This window comes from Ensifer sp. 4252 (genome assembly GCF_050434565.1).
Taxonomy (GTDB): domain Bacteria; phylum Pseudomonadota; class Alphaproteobacteria; order Rhizobiales; family Rhizobiaceae; genus Ensifer.
The window spans coordinates 169,992-196,919 of sequence record NZ_JBNDIU010000009.1 but is presented as its reverse complement, the minus strand read 5'-3'; the positions used below and the strand labels follow the sequence as shown (position 1 = coordinate 196,919).

The 26,928-nt window shown below is 59.7% G+C and carries 17 protein-coding genes and 1 pseudogene; 6 read left to right on the top strand and 12 right to left on the bottom strand.

The window, feature by feature from the left end:
* Nucleotides 1-196: 196 nt before the first annotated feature.
* The 4 genes and pseudogenes from ABIE33_RS18710 to ABIE33_RS18695 form a co-directional block, all read right to left on the bottom strand.
* A pseudogene (locus tag ABIE33_RS18710) lies at nucleotides 197-5,301 on the bottom strand (DEAD/DEAH box helicase family protein).
* A gap of 87 nt (nucleotides 5,302-5,388) precedes the next feature.
* Nucleotides 5,389-5,994: a DUF1419 domain-containing protein gene (locus ABIE33_RS18705; RefSeq protein ID WP_429127853.1), complete on the bottom strand. Its 606-nt coding sequence runs from the start codon at nucleotides 5,992-5,994 to the stop codon at nucleotides 5,389-5,391.
* A 73-nt stretch (nucleotides 5,995-6,067) separates the two neighbouring features.
* Complete coding sequence (locus ABIE33_RS18700) at nucleotides 6,068-7,090, bottom strand: DUF3991 and toprim domain-containing protein (RefSeq protein ID WP_429127850.1); 1,023 nt, start codon at nucleotides 7,088-7,090, stop codon at nucleotides 6,068-6,070.
* Nucleotides 7,091-7,316: 226 nt separating this feature from the next.
* The gene (locus ABIE33_RS18695; protein ID WP_429127847.1) at nucleotides 7,317-7,493 is read right to left on the bottom strand and encodes a hypothetical protein; all 177 of its coding nucleotides are present in this window, start codon (nucleotides 7,491-7,493) and stop codon (nucleotides 7,317-7,319) included.
* A 409-nt stretch (nucleotides 7,494-7,902) separates the two neighbouring features.
* Between ABIE33_RS18695 and ABIE33_RS18690 the strand changes: the two genes are divergently transcribed.
* Nucleotides 7,903-8,304 carry a SyrB-like regulator gene (locus tag ABIE33_RS18690; RefSeq protein WP_429127845.1) on the top strand — a complete coding sequence of 134 codons (402 nt, stop codon included), beginning with the start codon at nucleotides 7,903-7,905 and terminating at the stop codon, nucleotides 8,302-8,304.
* Nucleotides 8,305-8,417: 113 nt separating this feature from the next.
* Nucleotides 8,418-8,981 carry a hypothetical protein gene (locus ABIE33_RS18685; RefSeq protein ID WP_429127843.1) on the top strand — a complete coding sequence of 188 codons (564 nt, stop codon included), beginning with the start codon at nucleotides 8,418-8,420 and terminating at the stop codon, nucleotides 8,979-8,981.
* A gap of 115 nt (nucleotides 8,982-9,096) precedes the next feature.
* Here ABIE33_RS18685 and pepT read toward each other — a convergent pair whose 3' ends face one another.
* From pepT to ABIE33_RS18650, 7 genes are all read right to left on the bottom strand, one after another.
* Nucleotides 9,097-10,332, bottom strand: coding sequence for a peptidase T (gene pepT / locus ABIE33_RS18680; RefSeq protein ID WP_429127840.1), 1,236 nt, complete (start codon nucleotides 10,330-10,332; stop codon nucleotides 9,097-9,099).
* A 73-nt stretch (nucleotides 10,333-10,405) separates the two neighbouring features.
* On the bottom strand, nucleotides 10,406-11,641 hold the full coding sequence (locus ABIE33_RS18675) for a CapA family protein (protein ID WP_429127838.1): 1,236 nt from the start codon (nucleotides 11,639-11,641) through the stop codon (nucleotides 10,406-10,408).
* 89 nt (nucleotides 11,642-11,730) lie between these two features.
* Nucleotides 11,731-13,455: a dipeptide ABC transporter ATP-binding protein gene (locus ABIE33_RS18670; protein ID WP_429127835.1), complete on the bottom strand. Its 1,725-nt coding sequence runs from the start codon at nucleotides 13,453-13,455 to the stop codon at nucleotides 11,731-11,733.
* Nucleotides 13,452-14,327 carry an ABC transporter permease gene (locus ABIE33_RS18665; RefSeq protein WP_429127832.1) on the bottom strand — a complete coding sequence of 292 codons (876 nt, stop codon included), beginning with the start codon at nucleotides 14,325-14,327 and terminating at the stop codon, nucleotides 13,452-13,454. Before ABIE33_RS18665 ends, ABIE33_RS18670 begins: the two co-directional genes overlap by 4 nt.
* Before the next feature lie 11 nt (nucleotides 14,328-14,338).
* The gene (locus ABIE33_RS18660; protein WP_429127829.1) at nucleotides 14,339-15,316 is read right to left on the bottom strand and encodes an ABC transporter permease; all 978 of its coding nucleotides are present in this window, start codon (nucleotides 15,314-15,316) and stop codon (nucleotides 14,339-14,341) included.
* Between the two features lie 6 nt (nucleotides 15,317-15,322).
* Nucleotides 15,323-16,924: an ABC transporter substrate-binding protein gene (locus tag ABIE33_RS18655; protein WP_429127826.1), complete on the bottom strand. Its 1,602-nt coding sequence runs from the start codon at nucleotides 16,922-16,924 to the stop codon at nucleotides 15,323-15,325.
* A 133-nt stretch (nucleotides 16,925-17,057) separates the two neighbouring features.
* Nucleotides 17,058-17,597, bottom strand: coding sequence for a hypothetical protein (locus ABIE33_RS18650; protein ID WP_429127823.1), 540 nt, complete (start codon nucleotides 17,595-17,597; stop codon nucleotides 17,058-17,060).
* A gap of 188 nt (nucleotides 17,598-17,785) precedes the next feature.
* Here ABIE33_RS18650 and ABIE33_RS18645 point away from each other — a divergent pair, with 188 nt between their 5' ends.
* Nucleotides 17,786-18,010 (top strand): helix-turn-helix domain-containing protein, encoded by a 225-nt coding sequence (locus ABIE33_RS18645; RefSeq protein ID WP_429127974.1) that lies wholly within the window; start codon nucleotides 17,786-17,788, stop codon nucleotides 18,008-18,010.
* A 290-nt stretch (nucleotides 18,011-18,300) separates the two neighbouring features.
* On the opposite strand, the gene ABIE33_RS18640 is transcribed toward ABIE33_RS18645, so the two are convergent.
* The gene (locus ABIE33_RS18640; RefSeq protein WP_429127820.1) at nucleotides 18,301-22,254 is read right to left on the bottom strand and encodes an NACHT domain-containing protein; all 3,954 of its coding nucleotides are present in this window, start codon (nucleotides 22,252-22,254) and stop codon (nucleotides 18,301-18,303) included.
* Between the two features lie 344 nt (nucleotides 22,255-22,598).
* Here ABIE33_RS18640 and ABIE33_RS18635 point away from each other — a divergent pair, with 344 nt between their 5' ends.
* From ABIE33_RS18635 to ABIE33_RS18625, 3 genes are all read left to right on the top strand, one after another.
* On the top strand, nucleotides 22,599-22,889 hold the full coding sequence (locus ABIE33_RS18635; RefSeq protein ID WP_429127817.1) for an XRE family transcriptional regulator: 291 nt from the start codon (nucleotides 22,599-22,601) through the stop codon (nucleotides 22,887-22,889).
* 165 nt (nucleotides 22,890-23,054) lie between these two features.
* Nucleotides 23,055-26,084, top strand: a complete 3,030-nt coding sequence (locus ABIE33_RS18630) for an HsdM family class I SAM-dependent methyltransferase (RefSeq protein ID WP_429127815.1) — start codon at nucleotides 23,055-23,057, stop codon at nucleotides 26,082-26,084.
* The gene (locus tag ABIE33_RS18625) at nucleotides 26,071-26,709 is read left to right on the top strand and encodes a hypothetical protein (protein WP_429127812.1); all 639 of its coding nucleotides are present in this window, start codon (nucleotides 26,071-26,073) and stop codon (nucleotides 26,707-26,709) included. The genes ABIE33_RS18630 and ABIE33_RS18625 overlap by 14 nt, the downstream gene beginning before the upstream one ends.
* The last annotated feature ends 219 nt before the right edge of the window (nucleotides 26,710-26,928 follow it).

The window sequence follows — 26,928 nt, the reverse complement described above, 5'->3', positions numbered from 1 at the left end:
CATAAGGTATGAAGGTCATTCAACCTCCAGAGGGGAACAGCCGGTGCGGCGGCAATTGGAAGGAAGGCCGCCATGTGCATCAGCTGGGGGCAGAATGCCCGGTTTTTGATCTCGTCGAAACCAATTATTGTGCAAGGCAGCCATGCAGATGCTGCACCACATCCAAAACAACGCCTTCCGGATCACTTCGATTTACTCAGTCTGCTCGCGGTTCCGAGCCTGTGTCGTCACTGCCATCAGCTGCAAGCGCCGCTTCCACTTCTTTTAGCGTGCGGCGCGTCTCAGCCAGCTCCTCAGCAAAGGCGAACTGACCGCCGTCGCGCAAACGATAGGATGTGAGGCGCTGCCGCACTTCATCCAACTGCTTTCGATAACGCCTCTGTTCATCGTCGAAGCCACCCAAAGCGTGCTCAATCCGGGTGATCGCGCCAAGCGGGGTGACGGTCACCGCCAGATCGATCTCACAATCAGCCCCGGTTCGCTGCAGAACAGTCTGATAGTGGTACCCATCCTTGCCGATGCGCTCGCCATCAAAGACGAGTTCAAATCCGCCAATCGTGGCCAGATGGACCGTGCCTTGCCTCTGGAGTTGGACGAGCGTGAGGATCTCTTTCATCATTGCGCGGCCGGCTTCCTTGCGCTCGGTGTAAGACGTGCCAAGAGCGACCATCGCAAAGGCGTCGCCACCGGTCGGGATAAGACGCTCGATGTCCTTGCCGATTTCATCAATCCGGCGTGTCGAATGTTCGATATCCCGCTCAGCATCGCGGATCTGCCTGCGCACGGCGTAAAGGTCGTCGTCATGCGCGGCCCGAAGGCGCTCGAGACGGGCGATGTCGGCTTCAAGACCAGCTTTCTTCATCAGGCGCTCGTCGCCCGACGCAATCGCCTTGGCCATCGCGAACTGGTTTGCCTGGCCTTCGCCCAGGTCCTCCAGCCGCCGGATGGAGGTATCGCCGGAAAGTGCGGCGGCGATGAAGCGCGCCTTTCGTTCATTGTTCTGCCACATCGAGGCGTCGAGCGAGCCTTGCGTGGCATAGGCGAAGATATCGACGACGTCGTTCTGGTTGCCCTGCCGGACTATGCGGCCTTCGCGTTGCTCGATCTGGGATGGAAGCCACGGCACGTCGAGATGATGGAGTGCCTTGAGCCGAAGCTGCGCATTGACGCCAGTGCCCATGGTCTCCGAGCTACCGATAAGGAAACGTACGCGGCCGGCACGGACATCGCCGAACAGCCTCTGCTTGGCCTCGGTCTTCTTGAAATCCTGCATATAGGCGATCTCCGATGACGGTACGCCGAGACGAACCAGTTCGTCGCGGATCCAACGGTAGGCAGAGAAGCCTCGCGATTTCTCGAAATTGATCGTGCCGAGATCGCAGAAGATCATCTGTGCTGCACCGGGCGCTCATAGGCTTTACAGTCCGGGCGGAGATAAGTGCTTGCGGACGTCTCCTGCCAAATGCGATATGCGTTCTGGATCAGGAGATTGAGCTTGTTGTCTGGCTCATTGTCGCTCGCCGGCAGAACCAGACGGAGATCGATCGCAGCGTGGCGACCGTCGGTGATGATCGACAGCAAGATGTCATCGCCGGGCTGTGCTGGCCCTTCGCGCTCTTCAATCGCCTTGATGCGACTTTCCAGAAGCTGCTGATAGAACCTGAATGCCGCCGTCGGCGGAGCAGTCAGTATCTGTCGGCGACCGGTTGAAATTTCCGGCACCCGCACATATTCGCGAAGATCTGACGGCATCACCACGTCCGCAAACCGGCGGAACATCGAAATCAGCTCAGGAACGTTGACGAAGGACGCGAACCGGCTGACAGGCTTGTATTTGCCGGACGGCTGGATTTCGAGCTCCGTCACGGTGTCGCCGAAGCACGAGGCCCAGGCATCGAACTCATGCAGGCCTCGCTCGTGCAGGTCGTCATATCCAAGAAGCCGCTGCATCGAGAACATCTCTCCAAGCGTGTTGGTGATGGGCGTACCGGAGGCAAGCACCAGCGCACGGCCCGGGTTCTTCGTTTCGATGAAGCGGGATTTGACATAGAGATCCCACGCGCGCTGCGAGCCGTTCGGATCGATGCCCTTGAGCGTCGACATGTTCGTTGCAAAGGAGAGTTTGCGGAATTCCTGCGCTTCATCGACGATGATCTGGTCGACCCCGATTTCGGAGATGGTGAGAAGGTCGTCCTTGCGGGACGTGAGTGCCTGCAGGCGCTCTTCAAGTCCTTCCTTTAAATGCTCGAGCCGCTTGCGCGACACGCGGTCCTTGCTGTCGACCTTGTTCAGAAGCTCCTCGTAAAGCTGAAGCTCATCCTGGATCATTTGCTGTTCGAAGGCTGACGGCACGCCGATGAACTTGAAGGCGGAATGCGTGATGATGATCGCATCCCAGGTCGCGGTCGCAGCACGGCTCAGGAACCGGGCACGTTTGTCCCTGGAAAAGTTCGTCTCGTCAGCAACGAGGATGCGGGCGTTCGGATAGAGCGCGAGGAACTCGCGTGCCGCCTGCGCAAGGCAATGACCGGGGACGACCATCATCGCCTTGGCAACCAGGCCAAGCCGACGTTGCTCCATCACGGCCGCCGCCATCGTCATCGTCTTGCCGGCGCCGACGGCATGGGCGAGGTACGTCGAGCCATCAGCGATGATCCGCCAGATACCGCGCTTCTGATGAGCATAAAGAACGAAGGCGCCTGAGGCGCCGGGAAGTTTGAGATGGGAGCCGTCGAATGCGCGTGGCGCAATATTGTTGAAGCGATCGTTATAGACGCGGGCGAGCCGATCGGTGCGATCGGCATCGGTCCAGATCCAGCGCTCGAACGCGGTTCGGATTTTCTGCAGTTTCTCGCGAGCCGCTTCGGTATCAACGACGTTCAGCACGCGCCGTTCGCCGCCAACATCCTTGAAAATGTCGAAGATCTGAGGGACGCGACTGTTGAGTGCATCCGAAAGCAGCTCGCCGGCATGCCTGCGACTTGTCCCCCACTCAGACGTACCTGCGGCAGAGTAGCCGAGTTGACGTGCTTCCACAGTCCAGGAGCCAAGCTCCGGCATGTGGTGGATGCGGATGTCCGCCGCCATCGTCTCCTTGACGAAGGCAACGACGTCGGCGGCCGCGATCCACGGAGCACCAAGGCGAGCGGTGATGTCCGACGGCCTAAGGTCTGCCGGCTGTACCGCCTGCAGGGCACGCACGTTCCGCTGGAAGGCAGGATCGAGATTGGCCGCTGCCTCCGCGACAGCGAGCTTCGAGCGAACCTGCCCAGAGAGATAGGCGTCAGCGGTCTGCCAGACACCGTCGGCGGGGTTTCGAAAGACGGTTTCGCCGAGTTGATCGACTACGGCCTCGATATCGCAGTGAAGCAGTTCCGCGATGTGATCGAGGTCGACACAACCTTGTTCGTTGAGAACGACGGCAAGTGCGTCGGCGGCGCTGGACACGATGGGTGGGGAAGGGCGTGCGATCACCCGTTCGCAGAAGATCGGACCGGGCTTGGCCGTGTCGGTATCAAGATCGTAGTCCTCGATCGATGCCACGAGCCAGCAATCGGGATCGTCACGGAAGGGTGCGAGGTTCGGCTGCCGGTCGACCTCGCGCACCTCGCCACTATCTGCATCCTCCCGGATCGAGACTTCGGTGCGGTTGATCGGTCCGAAGTCGCGAACAAAGCTCGACCAGGCGATCCGAAGCCGAACCTGAGCATCACGCCATGGGTGATCTGCCTCTTGGGCTTTCAAGACGTCCCGCACAGCGTCTCGGATGGGGATCAGCTTGCTGATGATCCGGACATGCTTCTCGGAAAGCCCTTCACTGCTCCGGCTCTTGCGGACATCGATTGCGATCGGAGCACCATCGACGATCTGCATGAGGTCATGCTTTTGGTCGATGAAATAGCTGCCCTCACGCACCTTGGCGTTGCCGGACATGACGTCGACGACCTCCGCCAACTCATCCTCAAGATCGAGATCGATAGCGCTCGGCTCGCCATCGTAAATGTCCTCAGGAAAGCGGCCGATGGCAGCGTTCAACAGCACTTCAAGATCCTCACCCGCGCGCGGCCGGCAAGTATAGGTTTCGCCGAACGGGCCAGACGTCAGGGCATGATCGCCAAGCACAAAATCCGGGTGGCGCACAAACCAGCGGTTCACTCGGATCGCGCCTTCGTCTTCCGATGCGCCCCGAACCTCGTCCACATCGAGCCAAGAGACGTCGCCCTCGGGCTCGTCTGTCTTCCGCTTCCTGAAGAAGAGTATATCGACAACCGTGTCGGTCCCTGCGTCACGCCGGAAGCTGCCTTGGGGCAGCCGGATGGCCGCAATGAGGTTGGCGGATTTGGCGATGTGCGCTCGTGCGGTGCTATCCCACTTGTCCATCGTGCCGGCGCTGGTGACGAAGGCTGCAAAGGCTCCCGGCTTAAGCAGATCGATGGATCGGGCGACGAAATAGTCGTGCAGACGCAGACCGAGCGACCGATAGCTCCGATCAGAACGAACTGTGCGGTCGCAGAAGGGGGGATTGCCGATGGCAAGGTCATAGATCGGCGCGAGATCCACCCTCGCAAAATCGCCATTGACGATCCGTGCGCGGGGCTGAAGCAGCCGTGCGATCCGGTCTGTCACGGGATCGAGTTCAATCCCGGTGACATAAGCACGATCCCTGAACTGCGGGGGCATCAAGGCCGGAAACAGGCCCGTGCCGATCCCCGGTCCAAGGATCCGGCCGCCGCGCCAACCAAGGCGCTGAAGTCCAGCCCAGATCGCCCGGACGATGAACTCCGGCGTGAAATGCGCATATTGAGTGCAGCGCGCGAGCGACGCGTAGTCCTCGTCATTCACCGCCGCCTCCAGTGAACTGCCGAGCTCGTTCCAGCCGTCTTTGAACGCTGCCTCACCGGGTCGACGAAACATGCCGTTCGCCAGCTCTGACGCGCCGAAGCCCGTAAAGCGAATCAACCGCTTCTGATGCTCCCGCGTAACCGGCACATTGTTTCGCAAAATCTCATTGGCGGTCAAAATGGCCGCAACGTTCACCCGCGCCCGCTCCTTCCAAGTCCTGGCCAGGCTGCGATCCTCTCCATCGAGATGGAAGTTCTCACGCTGCCCTGGACTGCGCGGCTCCGATCTCGAAACCGCGCCGATGGCACGCGCCGGAGCTGGCGAGGATGGTGGTGGATCCGGATCGTCGTCATTGACGGCGACCGGGTCGAACCCGCCAAGCGCAGTCACGCAGAGTCCAAGGCCAGACGAAAGGACAGAGGTACCTGATATGCCGAGAGAGAATGGGTCGTTGCTCATCAAGAAATTCCTTCAAGGATGCGCAAAACCGTCCGCCGTAAACGGCAGGCGTCGGATGCGCGGGTTTGGAAAAGAGCGGTGCCGGGCTTAAGCCACGAGCGGCGCTGGGAGATGTCGCAGCTGAACGGGCAGTTTCGCCGAGATCTCGTCGTCGGTCAGATCGCTCAAAAGCTTGTGAAAGGCGCGCCTTGGTTCGCCGCACAGGACAACGGTTCTTTGGCCCCGAACGGGTTGCGGCCAACGGTCGTCTGCATAACCACGATAGGCTTCCGTGGTGCTGCTCCAGATATGTTCGAGGCACTCATCTCGCGTCATCGTGCGCACAGGCCGGCATTCACGCTCAAGGATCGCAAGCCGCATGGCCTCTGTGGACCCGCGGTCCGAGAGATCACAATAGCCATGAAAACGTCGGTCCACGCCATCGATCCCCAGTGCGAAGAACACTGATGTTAACGAGCCGGTCAGGAACTCGCGAATCGCGAACATAGAGCCATGGATCCAAAGCGGCGGCAGAATTTCGAACATGTAATCGTGTGCGGCTTCGGTGACCTCGAACCACTCGCCGGCATAGAGTGCGGATGCGCCATCCTCCCATCGGCTAGGCCGCTGGGCGTGGCGATCGAACAGCGAGAACATCTGTTGGCGCGTGGCCGTTCCCTGGAAGACCTTCCGGATCGGACTGAGGATTGTCATCTGCAGCTCCTTCTGTGCTTTGCCGGATCGAAGGGCTGCGGATCCTCACGACCTCACTCTTCTCTTCGATCCTTCATGACACCTCCCTGTCGCCGGCATCCCGATCGGCCGGGTCCAGGGCCGGCGAAGCCGGGCGAAGCTTCCCTTGATGCGGCCGGTGGGAATACGGTACGTCTCCCTCCAATTTCCGCTCCATTCTCTCCTTCTCCCGCTGCTTCAAGACTTCATTCCAATCATCGGCTGAGGGACGAAGCCGGAGCCATGTGCAGCCGACGTCGTCTGACAATGCGCGAAGCCTGTCAGCGTAGGCGTCGCCTTGAGAATTGGCGTCCGTCGCCGCCACGAGTTGCACGTCCGGTCCTGCTGCCAGCAAGCGTAAAGCTGCCTCGGTCGCCGGCGCCCAGCCACCGCCGGTACTGAGATAGAGTGTGCCGTCCCGCATCCCTTCGAGGGCAGCCAGGCTCATGGCATCGATTGCCGCCTCGGTCACACAGAGGCGAAAGGCGTAGCTGCAGCCAAGTCGGAACAGGGTCTTACGGCCGCCCGTCGCAAAGCCGCGCCATTCCGGTCCGCGGGCCTCCCATCCGCAAACAGCACCCGTCTCGCCGGTGTGTGCCGCCCACATGCTTCCAAATGGCCCCTCACGCAGGGTACCGTGGCCGATCGCAGCCCGGATGATAGAGGCAGGAATAGAACGCTGCCAACGCAGATAGCGCCATGACGCTGAGCCCGGCCATGGCGGTCTCCGGAGGGCCCAAATTTCGGATATGGATGTGAGGTCGGCGAGCGCGCGATCTTCGTGGACCCAGATGGACTGCGACGGCTGAGCGCCCGCAAGGGCGCCAACCCGCTCACATGCTTCAAGAAAAGCGCAATTCTCGAGACAGGCCATCAGGCTAAAGACGTCGCCCTTCTCCGCGCCAAGGGGATTGAACCATCCCCGCCCGGCATGCGTGACGATGATGATCTCGCTGCCACGGCGATACTTCATGGCACGCCTTGTGCTCTCTTTGATATCAAGGGCGAAGCCGAACGCCTCCACCACGGTTTGGCAGCCCACTGTTTCCCGCAGCCGCTCGATCTCGCTTCTATTCATCTTTCCCTCCTCCGGTCGCTACCCGTCGATCGGCCTCTCATCTCTTTTCTTCCCGTGAATATCGCGGGCCAACTTCCACCGGCCGCGAAGAGCAAAGGCTGCAAGGGCGTGGCTGGCAATTGTCGGATTCACCAATGCTTGCGTCCCGGCCACGGCGAAGCCTCCCTTGCGGCCGCCGGCTCGCAAGCGGCAGCCGGAACGGCCAACAAGCGACGGCAGCGGCGGCTCAATGAGCCGCCCAGGGATGAAACTCATGGATGACCTCGAGATCGTCGCTTGCGTCGATCTCGTCAGAGGGAAGGACGCCATATTCACCGTCGACTTCGAAGACGGTGACCGGGACCATCAGGTCGCGGGAAAGCTGGAAGGCGTGGGCCTGTGCGAGAGAAAGATCGTGCGACATCTGTGAGGCTCCATCTGGGGGCGGGCCAATTCCCGCTTGATGGCTCCCCAAAGGGCCCGGAAACGGGCGCGATCACCGCGGCGGCGATAGCCGAGAGCGGCCGCAGCTGGCTAGCGGACCCCTTGCGGGTTGATCGTGGAAGATCCGGAACCGGGCCAGGACACCATCACAAACAAGCGGGATTGGAACGCTCTGAATTGCGGGCCTCTCTTTGAGCCGTCGATTTCATGTCGCACCTCTACCGCGCTGGCCACCGTGCAGTGGCAAGACGTTGACCGGTCTGGATGCGCGCGGCCCGGGCACAGTCGTGACCTCGCAGATCCAATCCGTAAACCGTCATCAACACGCGAGATTGACTCTTTTTTGCGTCCATTGGACAAGAGTGCACGGTTGGAGAGGAAAACAACTCATGGCAGACGAGAACGCGACTGAGATCGTAGAGACAACGCCGGCAGAAATAGCGCCGGTTAAGAAAAGCCGGGGGCCGCAGCCCAAGAAGGCTGCTGTCGAAGCAACATCGGGAGACCCCGAGGCGATAGCTGTGCCGAAGACCAGGGGGCGCAAGAAACGCGCGGCGGACACTGCCTCAGTGCAGCCGCAGGCTGTTGCCAAGACGAGGGCAAAGAACCTCGCCAAGAAACCCGTTAGCGCCGCGCCAGAAAAGCAACCGGCGGAAACGCCTGCTCCAGCCCTCGATGAGTTTGCGGATCTGCTTCAGCTTGAAGAAGAAAACGCTCGGCTGCGTAAGGCCCTGGCCGAGAAGCTGAGGGCTGAGAATGCTGATCTGCGCAAGCGGCTTGGTCTTGTTTGATCTTGGCGATGAACCGATCAAATTGCGCGATCGGTTCTCGTCATCGCGTTCTTGCTGGTCGCGCCGCGAACCAGCAAGAATGCCGGAGCGATTGCTCGGGGTGACGCCACACGATGAAATCACCATGGAAGTATCTGGTTGAACTTGCGTCTCTGGGGCGAGCGGCAAAGGAAGCGGAGCGCGCGCCGGAAAACACGACCGACAAGGCTCATACGCCACCAGTTGCGTCGGTAGATGCCCCATCGGCACAAAGTCTTCCGGATGGCGCACCTGCGGAGCCGATGGTGGAAGCGTCCAATGAGATGGCGGCCACTCTTGATGTCGCAACTTCGGAACCCATTGCCACGCCCGTCGACCAAAGCAGAGAGGCGGCCAGCCGTTCGCTCGATCGGCCAACTGGCAATCATGCGTTGCTTCCGGATCGCGCACGATCCACGCAACCAAGGCCCTCGAACGCACAACCCCGGACGAAAACCAAAAGGGTTAAGGACGGGACCGTTCGTGGCGACGTGGAATTCGCAAGCGCCAACTCCGCAGCTCAGCGACCGCCAATGACCTTCCTCGAGGAGGTTGCTGCACTGGACGCAGAAGTCATGCAGCTTAGGCGCCAGCTTACGGCAAAGTTGCGTTTGCAGAACACGCAGCTCAGGAAGATGCTTGATCGATATGACGCATGAAGAGCCACACTCGAACACGCAGAGCGCCAAACAAAACGCCTGATGGCAATTCGGCTTCGAAACGAGTGCAAGCAACCTGGGCGAATACATGAGCGGCTCGCGCAGGCTCACTCTTTCAAGAACGCGCACAGATGACTGCCGCCAATCGACAAATCCCCAACGCGACTTCGAACGATTGTTCGAACGCCGGAACCGGCAGGAACTCAAAACGCGAATGGAAGTTATGGGCGCCGGTAAAGAAGTTCGGCGTCGGGACGCCTCTGGCCGAAAGCACCGCGCCATCGGTGCCACCGCGCATCGAGATAAGCTTCTTCTCAATCCCGAGCTCGCCCATCGCCTGAAACAATAGAGCGACGGCGCGATCGTCGTGAACAAGACTGGTTGCGATGTTTCGATAGGTGTCGGTGATCTGGTGGTGGACGTTCCCGGTGGGATAATCCAACTGGATCCGCTCAGCCACCTCGGCGATCCCTCGCTTGCGCTGATCAAAGCCCTCGGTGTCGAAGTCGCGGATCAGGCAGGTCAGGGTCGCCTCGCTGTCATTGGCGACGAGATCCTTGAACCAGAAGAAGCCCTGGCGACCGGCGGTGTTTTCGGGCGTGTCGTTGCGCTCGAAGTGGGAGATAAAGTCCATTGCCATCGTGAGCGGATTGACCAGCGTGCCCTTTGCCGACATCGGATGGGCGCTGACCCCGGTAAAGGCGATCTCTGCGGAGGCGGCATTGAAGGTCTCGAGCGCGACTTCGCCCAGTTCGCAGCAGTCGATCGTATAGGCAAAGTCGCAAGGAAAGCGTGCAAGGTCGAGCGCCTTGGCTCCGCGCAAGCCGATTTCCTCGTCGGGCACGAAGGCGACGAAGACATCGCCGAGCTCCTGTTGATCCAACCGGCCAAGCAGCGTCATGATCACGGCGATTGCCGCCTTGTTGTCTGCGCCGAGCACACTGGTGCCGTCACCGACGATGATGTCCTCACCCATCCAAGGGCGAATCTCCGGATGCTCGGCGACCCGCAGCCAAATATCCTCCGCCGCGTTGAGGCAAAGATTCTTGCCCTCGAAGCGCAGGATCTGCGGGCTGATGACGGGCGAAAGTCCGACGTCGACGGTGTCGAGATGGGCGATAAAGCCGATCGAAGGAGCGTCGGGCCGACTACCGCGTTTGACACCTGTGACGATGGCACGAGCATCAACGAGAACGTCCTGCAAGCCAAGAGCCCGCATCTCGTCGGCAAGCAGGGCGGCGAGTGCCGCCTGTCCCGGCGACGAGGGCAAGGATTGTTCACTGCCATTGCTTTGGCTGTCGATCGCAGCATAGCGGAAGAAGCGGCTGATGAGTTCTTTACGGACGTCCATGGTTATTCCTCGTGCGCAAGATGCGGGCCGTGTCGGCCCGCCTTGTTCTGGCGATCAGCCGATACAACACCGACTAGATGCGGATGATGCCGACACCATCCGAGACCTGGATATCGACGCCGAGCCCGGCCGATTGTTCTGACAGCCGTCCAAGGATGCGCTTGGCCCTGTCGCCGACCGCAAGATGCGGCGCCAGGCGCCGCTCCAACACCCCGTCCCGCAATGCCGCATCACCACCAATGACAACCGGATGCAGCGTGATCTCGACGAGACGGTTATCGGCGCCGAAGGTGGAGACCGCAACGACGCTCTCCCAGACTTCCGGTGCCGTCCAGGTCGATTTCTCCGAGCGCACGTGAAAGATGAAGTTGCCGAGACTGTAGAAGATCGGCCGGCCGCGATGGATCTCGATCGGCTGGAGCACCGGGGCGCCGTGGCTGACGAACATCGACGCCCCCGCATCGATACAGGCTTTGGCGACGCCACTCACCCAGTCCGGAACCTGGTACCAGTCGGACGCCCAATGATGATGATGCAGATAGGCGACCACCAGCGATCCGTCCTTGGCCGCGGTGGCGATTGCGGCAAGATTCCTCTCAAGATCCGTCTCATTGATGCTGACGCTTCGTCCGCATCGGTCGGAGCGCTTGAACACAGCGCGGGCAATGGCGATCTCGGTGTCCGGGTCGAGGTGCGGGCGATCATCCGGTTGACTGTCATTGGCAAGATCGATCGCCGTATAGCCGATCTGGTCGCGGATCGCTGCCAACTGTTCGAATGCGGGCCCGTCGACAGAGATTCTCTGGGTGATCCCCAGCCGATTGACGCCCGGGCGTGCAGGCCGGCCTTCATCTGCGTCTGCGGCATACATGAAGTCCGGACCGGGACCTCCGTCCATGGCCACGATCGCAACCGGCCGCCCGGATATCGTCGCGGTGCTCGCCCGCGACACTGTCGCATGGTCGTGGCCTAGACCGGCATGGAGGAAGTTGCGCTTCTCGACCTCCTCCAGCGTCGACAACACGCCTGAGGGACCGAGGTCGAAGGCATGGTTGTTCGAAAGCGACAGCGCCTGGAAGCCGATGTCCTGAAGGGTATCGAGCACGATCGGATCACTGCAGCCGAAGAACGAGCCTTTAAGCGGCCAGCCGCCGTGACGCCCAAGGATTGTGCCTTCGAAGTTGGTGAAGGCGAGGTCGGCCTCACGAAGCACAGACTGAACCCTGCGGAAGGCCGGAGCGGTGGTGTTACGGATATCGTGTTTGATCAGCGATTGGCCGGTCACGGCCAGGGTGAAGTGTTCGTTCATGGGAGGACTTTCTTGGGCGATGCGCACCGGCCGTTTCGAATGCCTGGTGGTTGCGGGTTGGATCCGCACGTTGAGGACTTGCGCGCTCCTCAGCACGTGAAGCGATCAGGCCGGGCGGCAACCAGGGCGCGGGTGTAGGGATTGTCGGAGCGCGAGAAGATGAAGTCCGAGGACCCAAAATCCTCGACCCGACCGTTTTTGAAGATGTAGACGGCGCTGCACATGGCCTGCACGATGGCGAGATCATGGGAGATGAACACCATCGTCATGCCGCGCTCAGCGATGGTCTCCTTCAGCAGACTGACGATCTCGGCTTGAACCGAGACGTCAAGCGCCGAGGTAGGCTCATCGGCAACAATGATTTCAGGGTTTGCAAGCAGCGCCCGGGCGATGCAGACGCGTTGCTTCTGACCGCCGGAGAGCTGATGCGGCTGGCGGGCAAGCAAATTTCGAGCAAGGCCCAGCCGCTCCATCATCTTGGCGGCCGCCTCGGAAGCCGGTCCGTCCCTAGAACTCACCTGCGCACCAAAGAGAATGCTTTCCTCCAGCGTCTCGCCGACCGTCAACCGCGGGTTCAGCGACACGGACGGATCCTGGAAGATCATCTGCACCCGGCCGAGAAGACCGCTGCGCCGGCCGCTTGAGGCCGCCTCATAGCTTTGCTCGCCAATCACAATCCGGCCTTGATGCGCCGTGTCGAGACCGGCGAGGATGCGGCCGAAGGTGGTCTTGCCGCTGCCACTCTCGCCAACGATGCCCGTGATCGTGCCACGCGGCAGGCGGATGCCAACACCGCGCAGGCCGAAACCTGGCCGCTTCCGCCAGTACCCAAATCCTCGCGACATGAACTCTTTCGAGATGCCTTCGGCCACAAGCAGCAGGCGCTCAGCCTCCCCGGCGGCAACACAACCGTCCGGATCATCGCTGTCTGCCACCTTGTCTTCAGCGGTCGCAACCTGTGCCGGGATGCGAAGCCTTGGAACGGCGGCGAGCAGCTTCTTCGTATAGTCTTGGCGTGGTCGATCGAGGATGGCTTCCGTCTCATCCGTCTCCACCACCTGGCCCTTCTTCATGACCAGCACCCGGTCGGTGATCTCGGAGATCACGCCCATGTCGTGGGTGACAAGAATGACGGAGACACCGGTCTCATCGACAAGTGTTCTCAGCAATTGCAGCACCTGCTTCTGCACCGTGGCATCGAGTGCCGAGGTCGGCTCGTCGGCGATGATGATGTCGGGAGAGCCGGCAAGGGCGATGGCGATGACAATGCGCTGCCGCTGGCCACCGGAGAACTGGTGCGGGTAATTGCCATAGCGCCGCTCCGGTTCCGGAATGCCGACACGCGCCAGAAGGGCGATGGCGCGAACACTGGCTTCGCGTCTCGACAGGGCCCCATCGACCGCAAGGCAGGTTTCCTCAACCTGCGCGCCAACACTCATCAGCGGATCGAGCGAGGCGGTGTGATCCTGGAAGATCGCCGAGATGCGCTTGCCCCGAAGTGCCTCACGCTCCCCGGTCGTCATCTCGTCGAAGCCCTTGCCGTCGAAAGCGATCGTTCCCGATGTCTGCTGGAACTCCGGCGCAAGCAGTCCGAGGATGGCGTTGCCGACGGTCGATTTGCCAGCGCCGGATTCACCGATGATCCCAAGGATCTCGCCGCGTCCAAGCTCAAAGCTGACGTCGCTCAGGATCGTCGTCGAGCCGGTCGGGGAGACATGGCGAAGGCCGAGGTTCTCGACCCGCAATAAGGGCGGTGATGGCGGCAGTCGAAGTGAGGACGACTGCAGGGCGGGGGTGATCTGTTCCACTGTCATCGCGTCTGGTTCCTTGGATCGAGGCTGCGGCGAACGTCCTCGCCAACGAGATTGATGGAAGCGATCAGGCCGAAGAGGGCGAGACCCGGAAACAGGCTGATCCAGTATTGGCCGGTCATGAGATACTGGAAGCCGTTGGCAACGGCAGAGCCGAGCGAGGGCTTGTCGATCGGAACACCCAAGCCGAGGAACGACAGCGTCGCCTCCAGCGCCACCGCATGGCCGACCTCGATCGGGATGAGCGTGATGGCAGGCGCGATGCTGTTGGGCAGCAGGTGGCGGAAGATGATCCGTGATGTCGGAAGCCGCATCAGCCGGGCCGCATCCATGTAGGGCTTCTTGACCTCGCTTAACGCCACGCCACGGGCGATCCGCGCATAGGTCGCCCATTGCACGATGACGAGCGCCAGGATGATCCGGTCGATGCCCGGTCCAAGCGTGACGATGGCAATCAGCGCAATCAGGATGGTCGGCAGGCTGAGCTGCAGGTCGACGACCCGCATGATGGCGACATCGACCCATTTGCCGAAGTAGGCGGCACTGACACCGGCCGTCAGCCCGATCAGGGCGGCAAGGGCTGAACTGACAATCGACACCACCAGGCTGATGCGCAGACCATAAAGGATCGTGCTGACGATATCGCGACCGAGCCCATCGGTGCCCAGCAGATAGAGGTAACCACCGCTTCCCATTGTTCCTGGCGGCGACGAGGCCTCCCAGCCAAAGATCTGAAGCGGGTCGTAAGGGTTCTGCGGTGCGATCAACGGTGCGGCAATGGCAACCAGCACGTAGCTCACGAGCAGTATTTTGGACAGGGTGAGGACCGGTCCGCGCCGGCGCTTCTTAAAGGCGCTCAGGATTTGGGCTTTCATGACGGTCCCCTTCAGGAAGACAGGCGCACGCGCGGATCGAGCACGGCGTAGAAGAGATCGACGAGGGCGTTGAGCCCGACGAAGGCGACGGCAATGAAGGTGAGCGTCGCCATCACCACCGGCCGATCGAGCAACTGGATGGAATCGATCAGGAGCTTGCCGACGCCCGGCCACGAGAAGATCGATTCCACCACCACGGCAAAGGCGAGCATGCCGCCGAACTGCAGGCCGATGATCGTCACGATCGGAACGCTGATGTTCGGCAGCGTGTGACGCATCAGGATGCGCCGCGACGACAGCCCCTTGGCGCGGCAGAAGCGGGCAAAATCCTGGCTCTCGACCTCGATCGTGCCGGAGCGCGACAGCCGTGCGATCAACGCGATGTTCGGTATGGCAAGCGCCAGCGCCGGCAGCACAAGGTGCCAGAGGCCGCTGGAGGTCAGCCAGCTCCAGTCCTCACCGAAGACACGTTCGGTTGCCCCTCTGCCACCGGAGGGAAACCAGCCAGTGAGGATGGCCCCGACGAGGATCAGCATCATCGCCAGCCAGAAAGAGGGAATGCTCAGCGCCGAGACGCTGCTGTTCAGCAGGGCTCGATCGAACAGCGAGCCCACGCGCCGGCCGGCAAGAAGGCCGAGCCCGGTTCCAAGGGGGGCTGCGATCAGCATGGCGATCGAGGCAAGCTCCAGCGTTGCCGGCAGCTTGCTCATCACCAGCGTGAAGGCCGGCTGATGATAGATGTAGGAGGTGCCGAAGTCGCCGCTGACGACATTGCCGACGAAGACGAGGTACTGGCGCCAGATCGGCTGATCGAGACCGAGCGCGATTGTGGCTAGCCGAATGTCCTCAGGCGTGGCGGTTTCGATGTTGACGACGTTGAAGACCGGATTGCCGACGCTGTGGATGCCAACAAAGCCGATCAGCGACATGGCGATGAGAAGGAGAAGGGCCTGTGACAACCTTCCGAATGTGAGCGAGATCATGCCCATCAGCATCTACTCCGCCGCGGCCAAGGTCTGCATCGCCGTGGTCCAGCCGCGCGGATGCATGACGTAGGAGCCGATGCGCGGTCCGTAACCGACGATGTGATGGAAATGGTAGAGCGGGATGATCGGCTGGTCCGCCATGACAACCTCAGTTGCTTCCGCCAGTGCGGCATTGCGCTCCGGCCCAACCGCAACGCTCTCGGCCTGAGCCAGCTTAGCGTCGAAGGCTACGTTCTGATATTTGCCGAAGTTCAGCGCTCCGGTCCCGCGCTCCCGGTCCGGCGAGGCGGCCAACGCGCGAAGGATGATGTCGACGGCCTCGCCGGAGGTGCCCCCATACCAGACGGCATAGTCGCCGGCGGCACGCTTGGTGTTGAACACCGAGAAGGGTGCGGCCGATGGCTGTGCCGTCACGCCTATACGGGCCCAGCTCTGCGCGATTGCCTGAAGGCTTTCGGCGTCGCCGGGATAACGACCGGCCGGTCCGGCAAGCACCAGGTTGAAGCCGTCAGGATATCCGGCCTCAGCCAGCAACGCCTTCGCCTGCTCGTAGTCGGGTTTCTCGGGCAAAAGCTTGTCCGACGTGCCCGGCAGACCGGTCGGAAACACCTGCGATGCCGCCGTGCCATAGCCGGCAAGGATCTTGTCGACGAGAATGCCGCGGTCGGTCGCGAGCGCCAGCGCCCGTCGGACGCGCGGGTTCTTAAACGGATTGGAGATCGGCGCACCCGCCTTGTCGGTCACACCGGGAAGCGTGTCGCGGGCCACATCGAACTGGACGAAATTGATGCGGGCGGCACCGACGCTCGCAATCCACGCGCCGCGATGTTTCAATCCATCGACATCGCGGGCCGGGATGCTATCGGCGACATCGACCTCACCGGTGCTGAGCGCTGCCACCCGAGCGGCGGGGTTCTCGATCACGCGGAAGCCGACCTTCGGCCAGGCGGGCTTACCGCCCCAGTAGGCATCATTGCGAACCAACCTCAGGCTCTCGCCGGAGCTCCAGCTCTCGAACCGGTATGGTCCGGTACCATTGGGGGGCGAACCGGCATTGAGCGCCTCGGTCGTCTCGAAGCCGTTAGCCGGCTTGTTCATCATGAAGATGGAGGAGAAGGTGAGGGGCAGGGTGGGCACGGGACCGTTGGCTTCGATGAGGACCGTCAACGGGTCGGGAGCAGACACCGACTTGATGCCGCTCACTGCCGAGCGAAACCCGCCACTCGGCGGCTTGAGGAAGTCCCGGATGCGCTCGATAGAATAGGCGACGTCATCGGCGTCAAACACCGAGCCGTCATGAAAGCGGACGCCATCGCGCAGCTTGAACTCCCACTGGGTCGGGGACACAGCGCGCCAGGAGGCAGCAAGGCCAGGCTTCAGCTCCAGCGCCTCGTCCTGATAAACAAGTCGCTCATAGATATGCGAGAGCAGAGAGGTGTTCTCGTTGAGGTTGGCATAGTGCGGATCGAGCGTCATCAGCTTGTAGGAGGTGCCGATCCGCAGTTCGCCCTGTTCCTGCGCCAGAGCCGGCGTCGATGCTCCACTCCAGAGCGAGACGGACAGCAAAAGCGCCGACAGCAGGCGCGGCCGAAAGAGTCTTCCCAGTTTCATGTGCGTTCCTTTTTGGTTTTTGACAGAGTCGGAGTGATCGCGCCGGAGGGTCTCCAACGCGGGGCTCATCGATCGATGGTCTGAACCCGGCGCCGAGATGCCGGGTGTTGCCCGCCTGCAGCGGCCGGGATGTTCAGCCGCTCTGTGGAGCGGGTTGGCGGTCGCGCTCGGCAGGACGACGCGGCCGCTCATGAGCCTTGTCGATCCCGAGAAGCTCCGCGATGAACACCCGGATTTGTGGCCACGGCTCGCAGGGACTGATGGGGGAGGGCTGCCCGCGGCTCAGGATCGCATCGAGTTTGGCGGCGGCGCCAGCGACCGACTTCGCTGGCGTGTTCCACAGGGCGGCTGCCGCTTCGTCCTCGGCAATCGCCGCGCGTTCCTCGGCTTCGAGCGCCTGACCATAGTCTGCGTCGCGCCCAATCGGCGTGTCTGCCGCCTGGAAGAGCTTTGTCTCGATCCGCTGCTGATTTGCGGTCGATTCGCTCAAACGTTGCCAGGCGTTGCACCACCGGTGCCAAGCTGCGACCGCGGGATCATCGGCGCAACGGCTAAACCCTGGATTCTGATGGGCCGCAACCTCTGGATTTGTGGGTAATGACGCCGCCACGAGAGAATGAAAATCTCTCCGGGTGACCGTAGACAAAGTTCTGCTATTGTCGGAATCAGCCATGATCCGAGCTCCCGTAAGCTTGGTTGTGGTCAGGCTGCATTCGGTGTTGGCGCACCGGATGTAGCCGTCAGTTCCCTTGGCACCACCATTCGAGGCGGACTGGAGTATCAAGTAACGTCTAGGTAGCACACGAGTCCGATTTGATCAATTCGAAATCACATGATGCCCATGAAATCACTGGCGCTCAAATGCGGGCGGCTCGTGCTCTGCTTCGCTGGAGCGCAAAAGAGCTCGCGAAAGCAGCAGGTATCGGCGTCGCGACGGTGAGCCGCGCAGAGGTCGAGGACGGGGCTACGTCCCTTACGAGTGCCAACTTGACAGCAATTCGACGATCTCTTGAAACCGCCGGAATCGAGTTCATCTCTGAGAATGGTGGCGGCGTGGGTGTTCGTTTCAAAAGATCGACTCCGTAAGCGATCCTAGGATAGTCACGGAGCTGCCGATAACCGAGGCGCTGAAAGGCTCGGGTGCAGCAAAATCTGACAACCGGCGCTCGACTCGTGCTCTGCTCCGCTGGGACGCAAAAAGAGCTCGCGAAAGGGGCGGATCTTGGCGCCGGGACGGTGAGCCGGGCAGAAGTTGAGGACGGAGCCACGTCCCTTACGAAGGCAACTTAACAGTTATTCGACGAGCTTCGGAATCCCTGACAATGGTGGCGTGGTGGGTGCGCGTTCCGTCACGATTTGACCGAGAGGCCCTCCAACTAAACCGGTTTTGGCAGTTTCAGCGCTTCAAAGGTTCCAGCGTCTCGCAAGCCCGATTTGGCTTTCTCCATTATCTCGCTAAGAAGGCTGTGCAGGGGTACGAGGCCGGTGGTGTCATTGGACAGGCGCCAATAGCAGAAATCCTGGAAAAACCTGGCTTGGGTGGCCGAGCGCCCGGAACCGTGTTCAACAAGGCGCTTCACTATTAACGGCGACAAGGTCGGAAGGGCGGTGAAGTCAGCGGAAACACCATAGCAGAGCTTCAATGTGTGGATTGCTTCTCTGGTCAGTCTATCGTCTCCAGCGACGCTCTCGATTTTCGTGGAGAACGGTTGGATGAGGGACTGCCTCCGCCTAGTGTTTTCAACGATAAGAACCGACGCTAGAAGCACGAGGTAGTGCCGCTCTTCGGTTTCGATAAAGAGCTTTACCAACTCTGGTGCTGAAGCGCCTGCTACACGAATCGCTCTTAGCGATGTAGATTTGGAACAAAGCTGACGGAGATTTTCCCGTATACGGGCATCTGCCAATCCGCCCTTGATAGACAAGTTTGCGGCGACTTCTTGCGTAATGTCGACGTCCGACACGGCTTCTCGCACACGCTGGCTAAGATATTCAACGAGATGATCTGATACTGCTTGTCGCGGATATCTTGCGAGAGCTCGTCGCAGCGCTTTCTTGTAGACGCCGGGCGAGGCCGCGCTTTCGGCAATGTTCAGCAGCTTTTGCAAGAACAACCGGCTGGCCTCTTCGTCTTGCTCGAATTTCCTCGACGTAGGGATCAATCGCAGCAGCAGCGGCTGGAGCCTGAGGGGCGTGGAAACATTGGTCTCAAGCTCGTCGAACGTTATTCCTTCTTCCCACCGATTTTCCGCAGCCAGCCAATCGTCTGGCTGCCCCAGCGCGCCCGCTTCAATTTTGGCCACGGCCTCGCTGCTTGTTGCCATCTTCAGTGCCGCTGCAACAATCCACGGCAACTCTTTCGTGGGGATATCTGCTGGATTTTGTGACGCAAGAACAGTGGCAAGGCGCCCCAACCGTTCCAGGGTAGGATCACTGCTGAATTCTCCAATGGAATGGACAATCTTCCACTCAGTATGTGCGTCATCCGGAATGTTGGAGGGCCGAACGATGTTGCGGATCTTGCGGTAGGAAAACGATACATCGCTGGGCCCTACTCCATCGAAACGAAGACGAGTCGAGTCCAGCGATGTGCTTTTTATACCGAATCTTCTGAAGAGCTCCCCGTCATCTGTTAGCCGCTCCGAAGGCTCAACATTCTCAATCCACGAGCGGGCCTGGGCGATTGGCACACGCCACAGCGCTTCAAACACTCGCTGGCGGATATTGCCCTTCACTAAGAACCTGCCGTTTGCCAGTTCTAGAACCTCGGTATTTTCTGACGGCAGCCATCGCCCGAGCAATGCTGATGACCATTGTCGCAAAGTTTCGTTCTCCGCATTGCCAAGGAGCGCTAATAGCCGCATCGACTGATCTCGACGGATCCCCGGCTCTCGCAAATGCTGGATAAGAAGTGTCTCAACCGATTTCATGGTTGACGCATCAATCGCGTGCTGAAGCAGCTGTGGCACGGCGGGATCCGGCGTACCAACTAGGCGCATCGCGCGTGACAATAGATTTCGTTTTGCCGAGGGCGCCTGTCCCGGGACACCATCTCCCAGCATCTGGGCCGCGAGCCGGGCACCACTCATAATAAGCGCATCTTCTGGGTTGCGATCTCCGGAATCGAGGCCATCAAGTATCGCGGTGATTTCTTCCCGCAGCTCCTCGAGGTCGGCCGAAGAGTAGACCTTGCTGCAAGCAATCTTGAATACGTGCAGCCAGTGGGAGATCCCTGCGATCTTGCGCAGCCTTGCCTTTATCAGCGACTCTGGACTGGTCATAATTCGTGCAGCCGCCATGAACTCCTGAAGCGACCTGACGTCGAAGGCGATTTGCCCGTCAGTCCGACAGCGGAGAAAGACCAGACGCAAGGTGGCCAGATTCACAATTCTGGCTGCCAGCGCCTCCTGGCCATCTTCGTAGCCCGACCGCTGTAATTGTGCCGCCACAATACCGGTGAACTCGTTTTCAGTCAGATATGAATTTGCTCCTCCGCTCTCTTCGCCCCTGAGGTGAAGAAGGTAGCCGATCTCGTAATGCAGCCGATCTATTTCATTGCGGTACTGACCGATTAGCTCACCGCTTTCCCCGCCTTTCGCGATCTCGCGATCGCGCAGGATCTCGTAGTAGCGGTAAAACAGCGTCCAGCGGTCCTTTGGAATATTGTTGCGTGTTTCGACGAGCGCAAAGAGCAGTGACACTTGCAGCGGGCTCGTCATAAGAGGCGCCGTAGCCTCTTCCTTTGCCGCGGCTGAAAGACTGTCCATAATTTCTTGCCGGCGGGCTTCGTCGGAAACCAAAACAGTCGCCAGTTGGTGCCCGTAGCGTAGTGCATCTTCGCGGTCGAGGCTGGCCATGTCCCAATGTGAAAAGACCTTTGAAGATAACTCGTTTTGGTAGCCCTGTGGGCGACTGGTAACAAGACAAAAGAAGTCGGCGTCAAGGTCGTTGAGCGTATCAGTCAGGTCGGAGATGGCCGCAACAACCTCTGCCCGATTACTGGAATGAGGAACCTCATCGAGCCCATCCAGAATGAAGATCGTTGGTACGGCAGCAAGCCAGCGTCGTAATGAAGCGACAGACAGATTGCCTTCACCATTGGGGATGATTTCTGCAATATGGGTAAGTAAGGAGTACGGATGTCCAAGCTGCATACGACGGCTCAGTGCATCGGCAAATACGGGCAGATCGACAGAAACCGGGAAACGGGACGGCCCGGTCAAGCGAATCCCCTCACTTTCTGCACGCTGCAACACATGCTCAATCAGTTCGGGAAGATCGTCGGTATTGCCGGGCATGACACTTAGGAGCCGCGCTCTATAAATCTGTGCCAGAAACTGCGAGAGCGTCGACTTCCCTTGGCCCGGTCCGCCAATGATAACAACACAGTTGCGACGTCGAGATGTGCTCTCGGCCTCGCTGGAGGAGTTACGCGAGAATTTGTCAGCACATCGTTCTACAACCGTGCGCACAATGGTGGCTGGAGGCTCACCTTCTTGATCATCATGCAGATCGTCAAGGTCGATTTCCAGTGTCTCCGAATCGTCGGCGCTGTCCGGCTGGAGCTCTGCAGCACCTTCGACCTCTTGTTCGAAGACAAGGCCGAATTCTTCCGAAAACAGGGAATACTGATCGACTGGAAGATCGATAAAGATATCGTCAAGAAAAATTCGCCTGCTTGTCGTCTGACCGGCATCTTTAGTCTTGACGTCTCGAGCCTTGCGAAAATGGCTCCTTAGGTAGGTGGGCAAGAAAGCCTCTACGGAATCATCCTTAAGCCTCGCAAGCGCCTCTGTCAGTACGTCTCCCGGCGTGACCCAGAAGTCGAAACCCGCCCTGAAAGCGGGCTCGCTATCGAGAAGCGCCTGCAGCGTGTCGGCGTGCCACAGTGCACACCCCTTCATTCCAAGTTTCTCGCAGCGACGTCGAAGGTGCCCCTCAACCTTGTCTATACCGCCTTCGCCACTGCCGGCGCTGTCTGCCGCGGCAGCGCTGAGGCGCACATTTGACGCCAGAACGTAGTAATCCGGACGCTTCAGGTTTCGATTTTTGTCCTCGAACTTGTTCAGCTCAAGATCAATCTGGCGGATAAGCCAAGTGACATTTTCGGGAGATTTTCCAGGTAGTTGCTGGTACTTCGCCTGTACGACGGTATACCCGTCCCAGATTTCCTGGTTGTTTATCGCGATCTTCCCGTTGAAGGTCGCTTCTCGCGCGCCGTCCTTGCCCATCCCGAAAATCTGAGTTACCGCGCCAAACTTTTTTACCGCCAACGCCTGGATGAAACGCTCAAAGGATTGTGTTGAAAACCGTGATAGGTCGTAGCTCATGAGCAATTTCCGATGGACCGCCAACGCTTCATAAGGACATGTCGAAGGCGAAAATTTATTTTCGCACGGCGAAGTTGAATCGGGCTGGAAATTATCGGCTGTTCGTGACGTGGGCAAGAGCGATCTTCAATTTCTCAGTGGGTGACGATGCGCGTAGATATGTCCAGTGACGATGATGGCACCATCCATGCGCCCGCTACCTTGGGAAGAGCATGGGGCCGTTTTCCAGAGAACCTTGCGCCCTTCGAACGAATCAGACTCCGATCACGTAACGGCCCCGTATCCGCCGTTGTAGGCACATGATTTTATGTGTTACGCTCACTAAAGTGTGGGTAGTTTTCGCTTTGACTTATGACGATTTCATAGCAGAACTAAACAAAGCGGGACTCACCGTCCGGCGCTTCGCGGATCTTATGGGAATGCAACCGAATTCTATCTCAAATAACAAGAAGAAGGGCGAGATACCTATTCACCTCGCAGTTATCGCCAGCCTCCTCGCCGAAATGTCGAGCCACGGCCTTGATTTCAGCCCGACCTTTGCGCGTGTCGCGCCCACCAGAAAGAAGCCTCGTGGTGCATCGAGATCGGGGAAATTTGCCGGAGATCCACAAGGCGTTTTGGAGTTGGACAAGTGAAAGGAGCGACGAGCCTCACCCATTGTCTGTTCTTGTTTTGTTCCAAGAACAGCTCTATAGGTGCGTCCTACATGGGCCGCGGGGGGGCATGGCGTGGTCGATAGCTTGGGTCCGCATTGGCTGGAGGCGCTCGCTCTTGATCGGCGAACAGCGCCTGAGCTTTACATGTCTGCCGCAGAGGTGGGGCCCGGGCCGCACGCGGAGGCAATACGTTTCGCGCTGAGCGATCTGGGGCTCGTCGCGGTATTTTGCATTGAGGGAGTGCCGACCGTCGGTTTCCTCAACCAACCGAACGCGTCTGTCGCGCAAATTGACGACTTGCACAGGATTCTTTGGAATCAGGGTCTCATGAGCCTGCTTCTCGTCCTTAAAGAGGACGAGCTGGTCGCCTATTCGCTGGTTCAAAGGCCGTTCCAGCGCGAAGAACGACAACGTACCGATCCGCGCCTGGTTGCGACACTCTCGCTCGTCTCCGATGCCCTGAAACTCCGGGAATTGATCGATTCCACCGAGTCAGGACGGTTCTGGTTCGAAAACGATAAATTCTTCGACCCGGATAATCGGGTCGACAGCGTTCTGCTATCAAACCTCCTGGATGCGTTTCGCGACATGCGCGATGACTTGGGCGGGGAAGCAGCCCAAGCGCTTTTGATGCAGACGATGTTCATCGCATACCTAGAGGATCGCAAGATCATCAAGGAAGCCGTGTTTCAGGATGCTTCGAACCAGACGTGCTCCAGCCTCGCACAAATGCTTGAGGCAGATACGCCCGCCCATTTCGAGGCCTTGTTCGTTTGGTTGAAGGGGGCTTTCAACGGCAATCTCTTCAATGCGCCTTGCGCCTTTGAAACCGGTGACTCCATTCCACCAAAGCTGGATGTGCGGCACCTGCGAACGCTTGCACGTTTCCGGCATGGACGCGAGGAAATGGCATCCGGGCAACGCCGCCTGTGGGGCTATGATTTCCAATACATGTCCATTGGTCTCATCAGCGCGGTTTACGATCGGTTTCTCAAGGAAGAAGCGGAGAAAAAAAGCGCAGATGGTGCGTTCTATACGCCGATGTTCCTGGCCGACGTCGTCGTAAACCAATTGTGGGACGAGCTGTCGGACGAACAGCGAATGCGCGGCGTTTTCTGCGATCCGGCATGCGGGTCCGGGATTTTTCTCGTTCGGCTGTTCCAGCGCCTCGTTGCGCACCATTGCCGGACCGAGAATAAGCATCATGCGGCGTGGGGAGAGTTGAAGGCCATTGCTCGCCGGCTACATGGCAGAGACATCAACCCCTCGGCCGTTCGGGTTGCCGCTTTCTCCGTTTACATCGCGCTGCTCGAACAGTCCAATCCACCAGACCTGCCGGCGCTGCTTAAGGCCGGCAAGCTCCTGCCTTCGCTCTATGGCGATACGCTCCTGCCGGCCTCCGACTTTTTCGCAGCGGTGGACGAACCGCGGTATGACGCCGTCATCGGCAATCCGCCGTGGAAGGGCCGCAGCGGTCAGGTCACGACGGCTCAGACCTGGGCAAAGGGCAACGGATATCCCGATCCTGCGAAGGATATCGCGTGGGGCTTTGTCTGGAAGGCCTTGAAGGTCGTCAAAAACGACGGGCTCATCGCCTTTTTACTGCCGGCCATGGGCGTTCTTCACAACACCTCTAAAGAAGCGCAAGCAGCGCGACGGCGCCTCTTGCGGGAGACGCGGATAAGGCGGGTCATAAACCTGTCGGATCTTTGCTTCCAATTGTTCGATGGAGCGCAGCGGCCAACCACCTTCTTGCTCTACGCGCCGTCAAGCGCCGAGCAGCTGCCCTACCGCTTTGAATATTGGGTGCCAAAGGCAGATCTGAACCTGCGGCTCAAGCGCTTGATGACCTTGTCGCGGGCCGATCGCATTCGACTTCGTTCCGATCTGGTCGGCAAAGACCCGACACTGTTCAAGCGGCGACTGTGGACGCGAGGGCCAGAAGAAAAGCTCCTCCAATACCTGAGGACGATTCCTGCACTGAGTGCCTTCATCCGGGAATACAAAAGCGTCCAAAAGGCAAAGGCTACCATCAATCGCGCGACGGATTGGGTCATCGGGCAGGGGTTCAAGCCTGCGCAAGAGGATCGTATGGACGATCCCGAGTATGACACAAAAATCGCGCCGGTCGTTGAGCTCCATCCATATCTGAACGCGAACGCGTTTCGCGCCATTGCTCTTCGCGAGATCGAGACCGACCCTTGGCCAACATCTGTCGTCCATCGCGCCGGTTTCCCTGAAGGATTTAGCGCGCCGCATATTCTCATTCCGCAGGGTGTCGAGCGCTCCACCGGCCGCGCACGCGCGGCCTATAGCGAGCAGGGCCTGGTTTTCCAGGACTCTATCCAGGCTATCGCATTTCCGGAAAAGCAGACGCGTTCGGCAAAGGTTTTGACAGCTGTCCTAAATAGCAGTCTTGCCGCCTGGGTATACTTTCATGACACGGCCAACCTCGGCGCTGATCGCGCCAAGGTCCATCAGGCGGAATTGCTCAAGCTGCCGTTCGATGCGCCGGAGAACATGCCCGATCCCGCGAAAGCCGCAAAGGCAGAGGAAAAGATAGTCCAGTTGATCGATCGCGAAGTTGCAAACGCGAAAGCGTTGCTCTCGCTGCAAACCGACCCTCTTCGGGAAATCGACGAGCTGGTTTTCGAATATTATGGCCTCGACAAGCACGAAATCGCGCTGATCGACGATACTTTCCAGTACATCATTCCCGCGATGCAGCCGCGACGTAGCGCCGGAAGGCAAAAGATCTGGGACAACTGCAGGATCGAACACCGCTCAGAATACGCTGCAACGCTATGCGACGCGCTCCAGCCATATTTTCGGCAGCCGATCGAGGCTTCGCTCGCCGCCAAGTCGGGCGATGTCGGCGTCCTGAAATTGACGATAAACGCGCAATCAGGTCCCTACACCGAGGATGCCTTGGTTGACGTTGGGTCGTGTCTTCATTCTATACAGGCGAACCTGCCGGTTCGCCTGCCTGGGAATGTTCAGTTGGTGCCTGACCTCCGTTTCGTTATTGGAAGCGAGATGTATCTCGTGAAGCCCATGCAACTGCGCCATTGGCTCAGATCGACGGCCCTTGCCGATGCTGAACAGATTGCGGCTGAGTTCAGTGCAGCCGTCGCCCGCAACAGCCAGAATGGTGTTGAGCATGCTGGTCGGTAACTTGGATGCGTGGCTCCCCCAGTTTCGCGACCTGGAAGAGCGGATGGCCGTCGCGGTCGAGGCGGCGTGGCCGGTTTGCATCGCGCCGCTTCAAGCCATAAAAGATACGATGACTCACGAGGATCATATCACTGAGCACCTCGTCCGGTCGTTGATCCGAACAAAACTGGTGCCGGGGCGAATAGTCTATCAGTACACGCTGCTCGCCGAGGATGTGCACGGCAACGTTTCGATATCCGGCAACATCGATTTCGTCCTAACGATCGGCGATGACGAAGACGTCTACTTGGCTTGTGAATGCAAGCGATTGAACGTTCCCTACATGCGGGGAGTGCGGGGGCTCGTCGGTGAATATGTCGATGAAGGGTTGATGCGGTTCGTGACCGGTCAATATTCCAACGCCCTGCCGTCGGCGATGATGCTCGGATACGTTATGAATGCGAGGACGGATATCGCTCGCCGTGGGGTCAAGAGGGCTATGGCCGTGCGGAAAACCGCGATCGGGCTGCAGTCCGATCTGGACGCTCCTCTCGTCAACGGCCGACCGATCCGGTTTCATACCACGCACGACTGTCTGCCAGGTCATAGGATCGAGGTCGCTCATACGCTCCTCGCTTGGCCATAACAACTTCCAGCGTGCCTATACCCTCGGCGGCTACGGCGAGGATGCGCCTCTGTCGAGGTGGTATGCGAGACGCGGTTGGTCACCTTAATCCGGGCGCCATCGACCGCTTTTTGAGCGACGCATGGCCGTCCAACCGTCCAAAAAAGCTGCCTGAACGTTTAAGGCGCGGAATGCGCACATTCTCGTGAGAGGGCTACAAATTCCCGAAGCCTCTGTCAT

Coding starts and splice junctions, on each gene's coding strand:
- ABIE33_RS18705 (WP_429127853.1), bottom strand. CDS start 5,994: ATGACAATCCTCAGTCCGATCCGGAAGGTCTTCCAGGGAACGGCCACG.
- ABIE33_RS18700 (WP_429127850.1), bottom strand. CDS start 7,090: ATGAATAGAAGCGAGATCGAGCGGCTGCGGGAAACAGTGGGCTGCCAA.
- ABIE33_RS18695 (WP_429127847.1), bottom strand. CDS start 7,493: ATGTCGCACGATCTTTCTCTCGCACAGGCCCACGCCTTCCAGCTTTCC.
- ABIE33_RS18690 (WP_429127845.1), top strand. CDS start 7,903: ATGGCAGACGAGAACGCGACTGAGATCGTAGAGACAACGCCGGCAGAA.
- ABIE33_RS18685 (WP_429127843.1), top strand. CDS start 8,418: ATGAAATCACCATGGAAGTATCTGGTTGAACTTGCGTCTCTGGGGCGA.
- pepT (WP_429127840.1), bottom strand. CDS start 10,332: ATGGACGTCCGTAAAGAACTCATCAGCCGCTTCTTCCGCTATGCTGCG.
- ABIE33_RS18675 (WP_429127838.1), bottom strand. CDS start 11,641: ATGAACGAACACTTCACCCTGGCCGTGACCGGCCAATCGCTGATCAAA.
- ABIE33_RS18670 (WP_429127835.1), bottom strand. CDS start 13,455: ATGACAGTGGAACAGATCACCCCCGCCCTGCAGTCGTCCTCACTTCGA.
- ABIE33_RS18665 (WP_429127832.1), bottom strand. CDS start 14,327: ATGAAAGCCCAAATCCTGAGCGCCTTTAAGAAGCGCCGGCGCGGACCG.
- ABIE33_RS18660 (WP_429127829.1), bottom strand. CDS start 15,316: ATGGGCATGATCTCGCTCACATTCGGAAGGTTGTCACAGGCCCTTCTC.
- ABIE33_RS18655 (WP_429127826.1), bottom strand. CDS start 16,924: ATGAAACTGGGAAGACTCTTTCGGCCGCGCCTGCTGTCGGCGCTTTTG.
- ABIE33_RS18650 (WP_429127823.1), bottom strand. CDS start 17,597: ATGGCTGATTCCGACAATAGCAGAACTTTGTCTACGGTCACCCGGAGA.
- ABIE33_RS18645 (WP_429127974.1), top strand. CDS start 17,786: ATGCGGGCGGCTCGTGCTCTGCTTCGCTGGAGCGCAAAAGAGCTCGCG.
- ABIE33_RS18640 (WP_429127820.1), bottom strand. CDS start 22,254: ATGAGCTACGACCTATCACGGTTTTCAACACAATCCTTTGAGCGTTTC.
- ABIE33_RS18630 (WP_429127815.1), top strand. CDS start 23,055: ATGTCTGCCGCAGAGGTGGGGCCCGGGCCGCACGCGGAGGCAATACGT.
- ABIE33_RS18625 (WP_429127812.1), top strand. CDS start 26,071: ATGCTGGTCGGTAACTTGGATGCGTGGCTCCCCCAGTTTCGCGACCTG.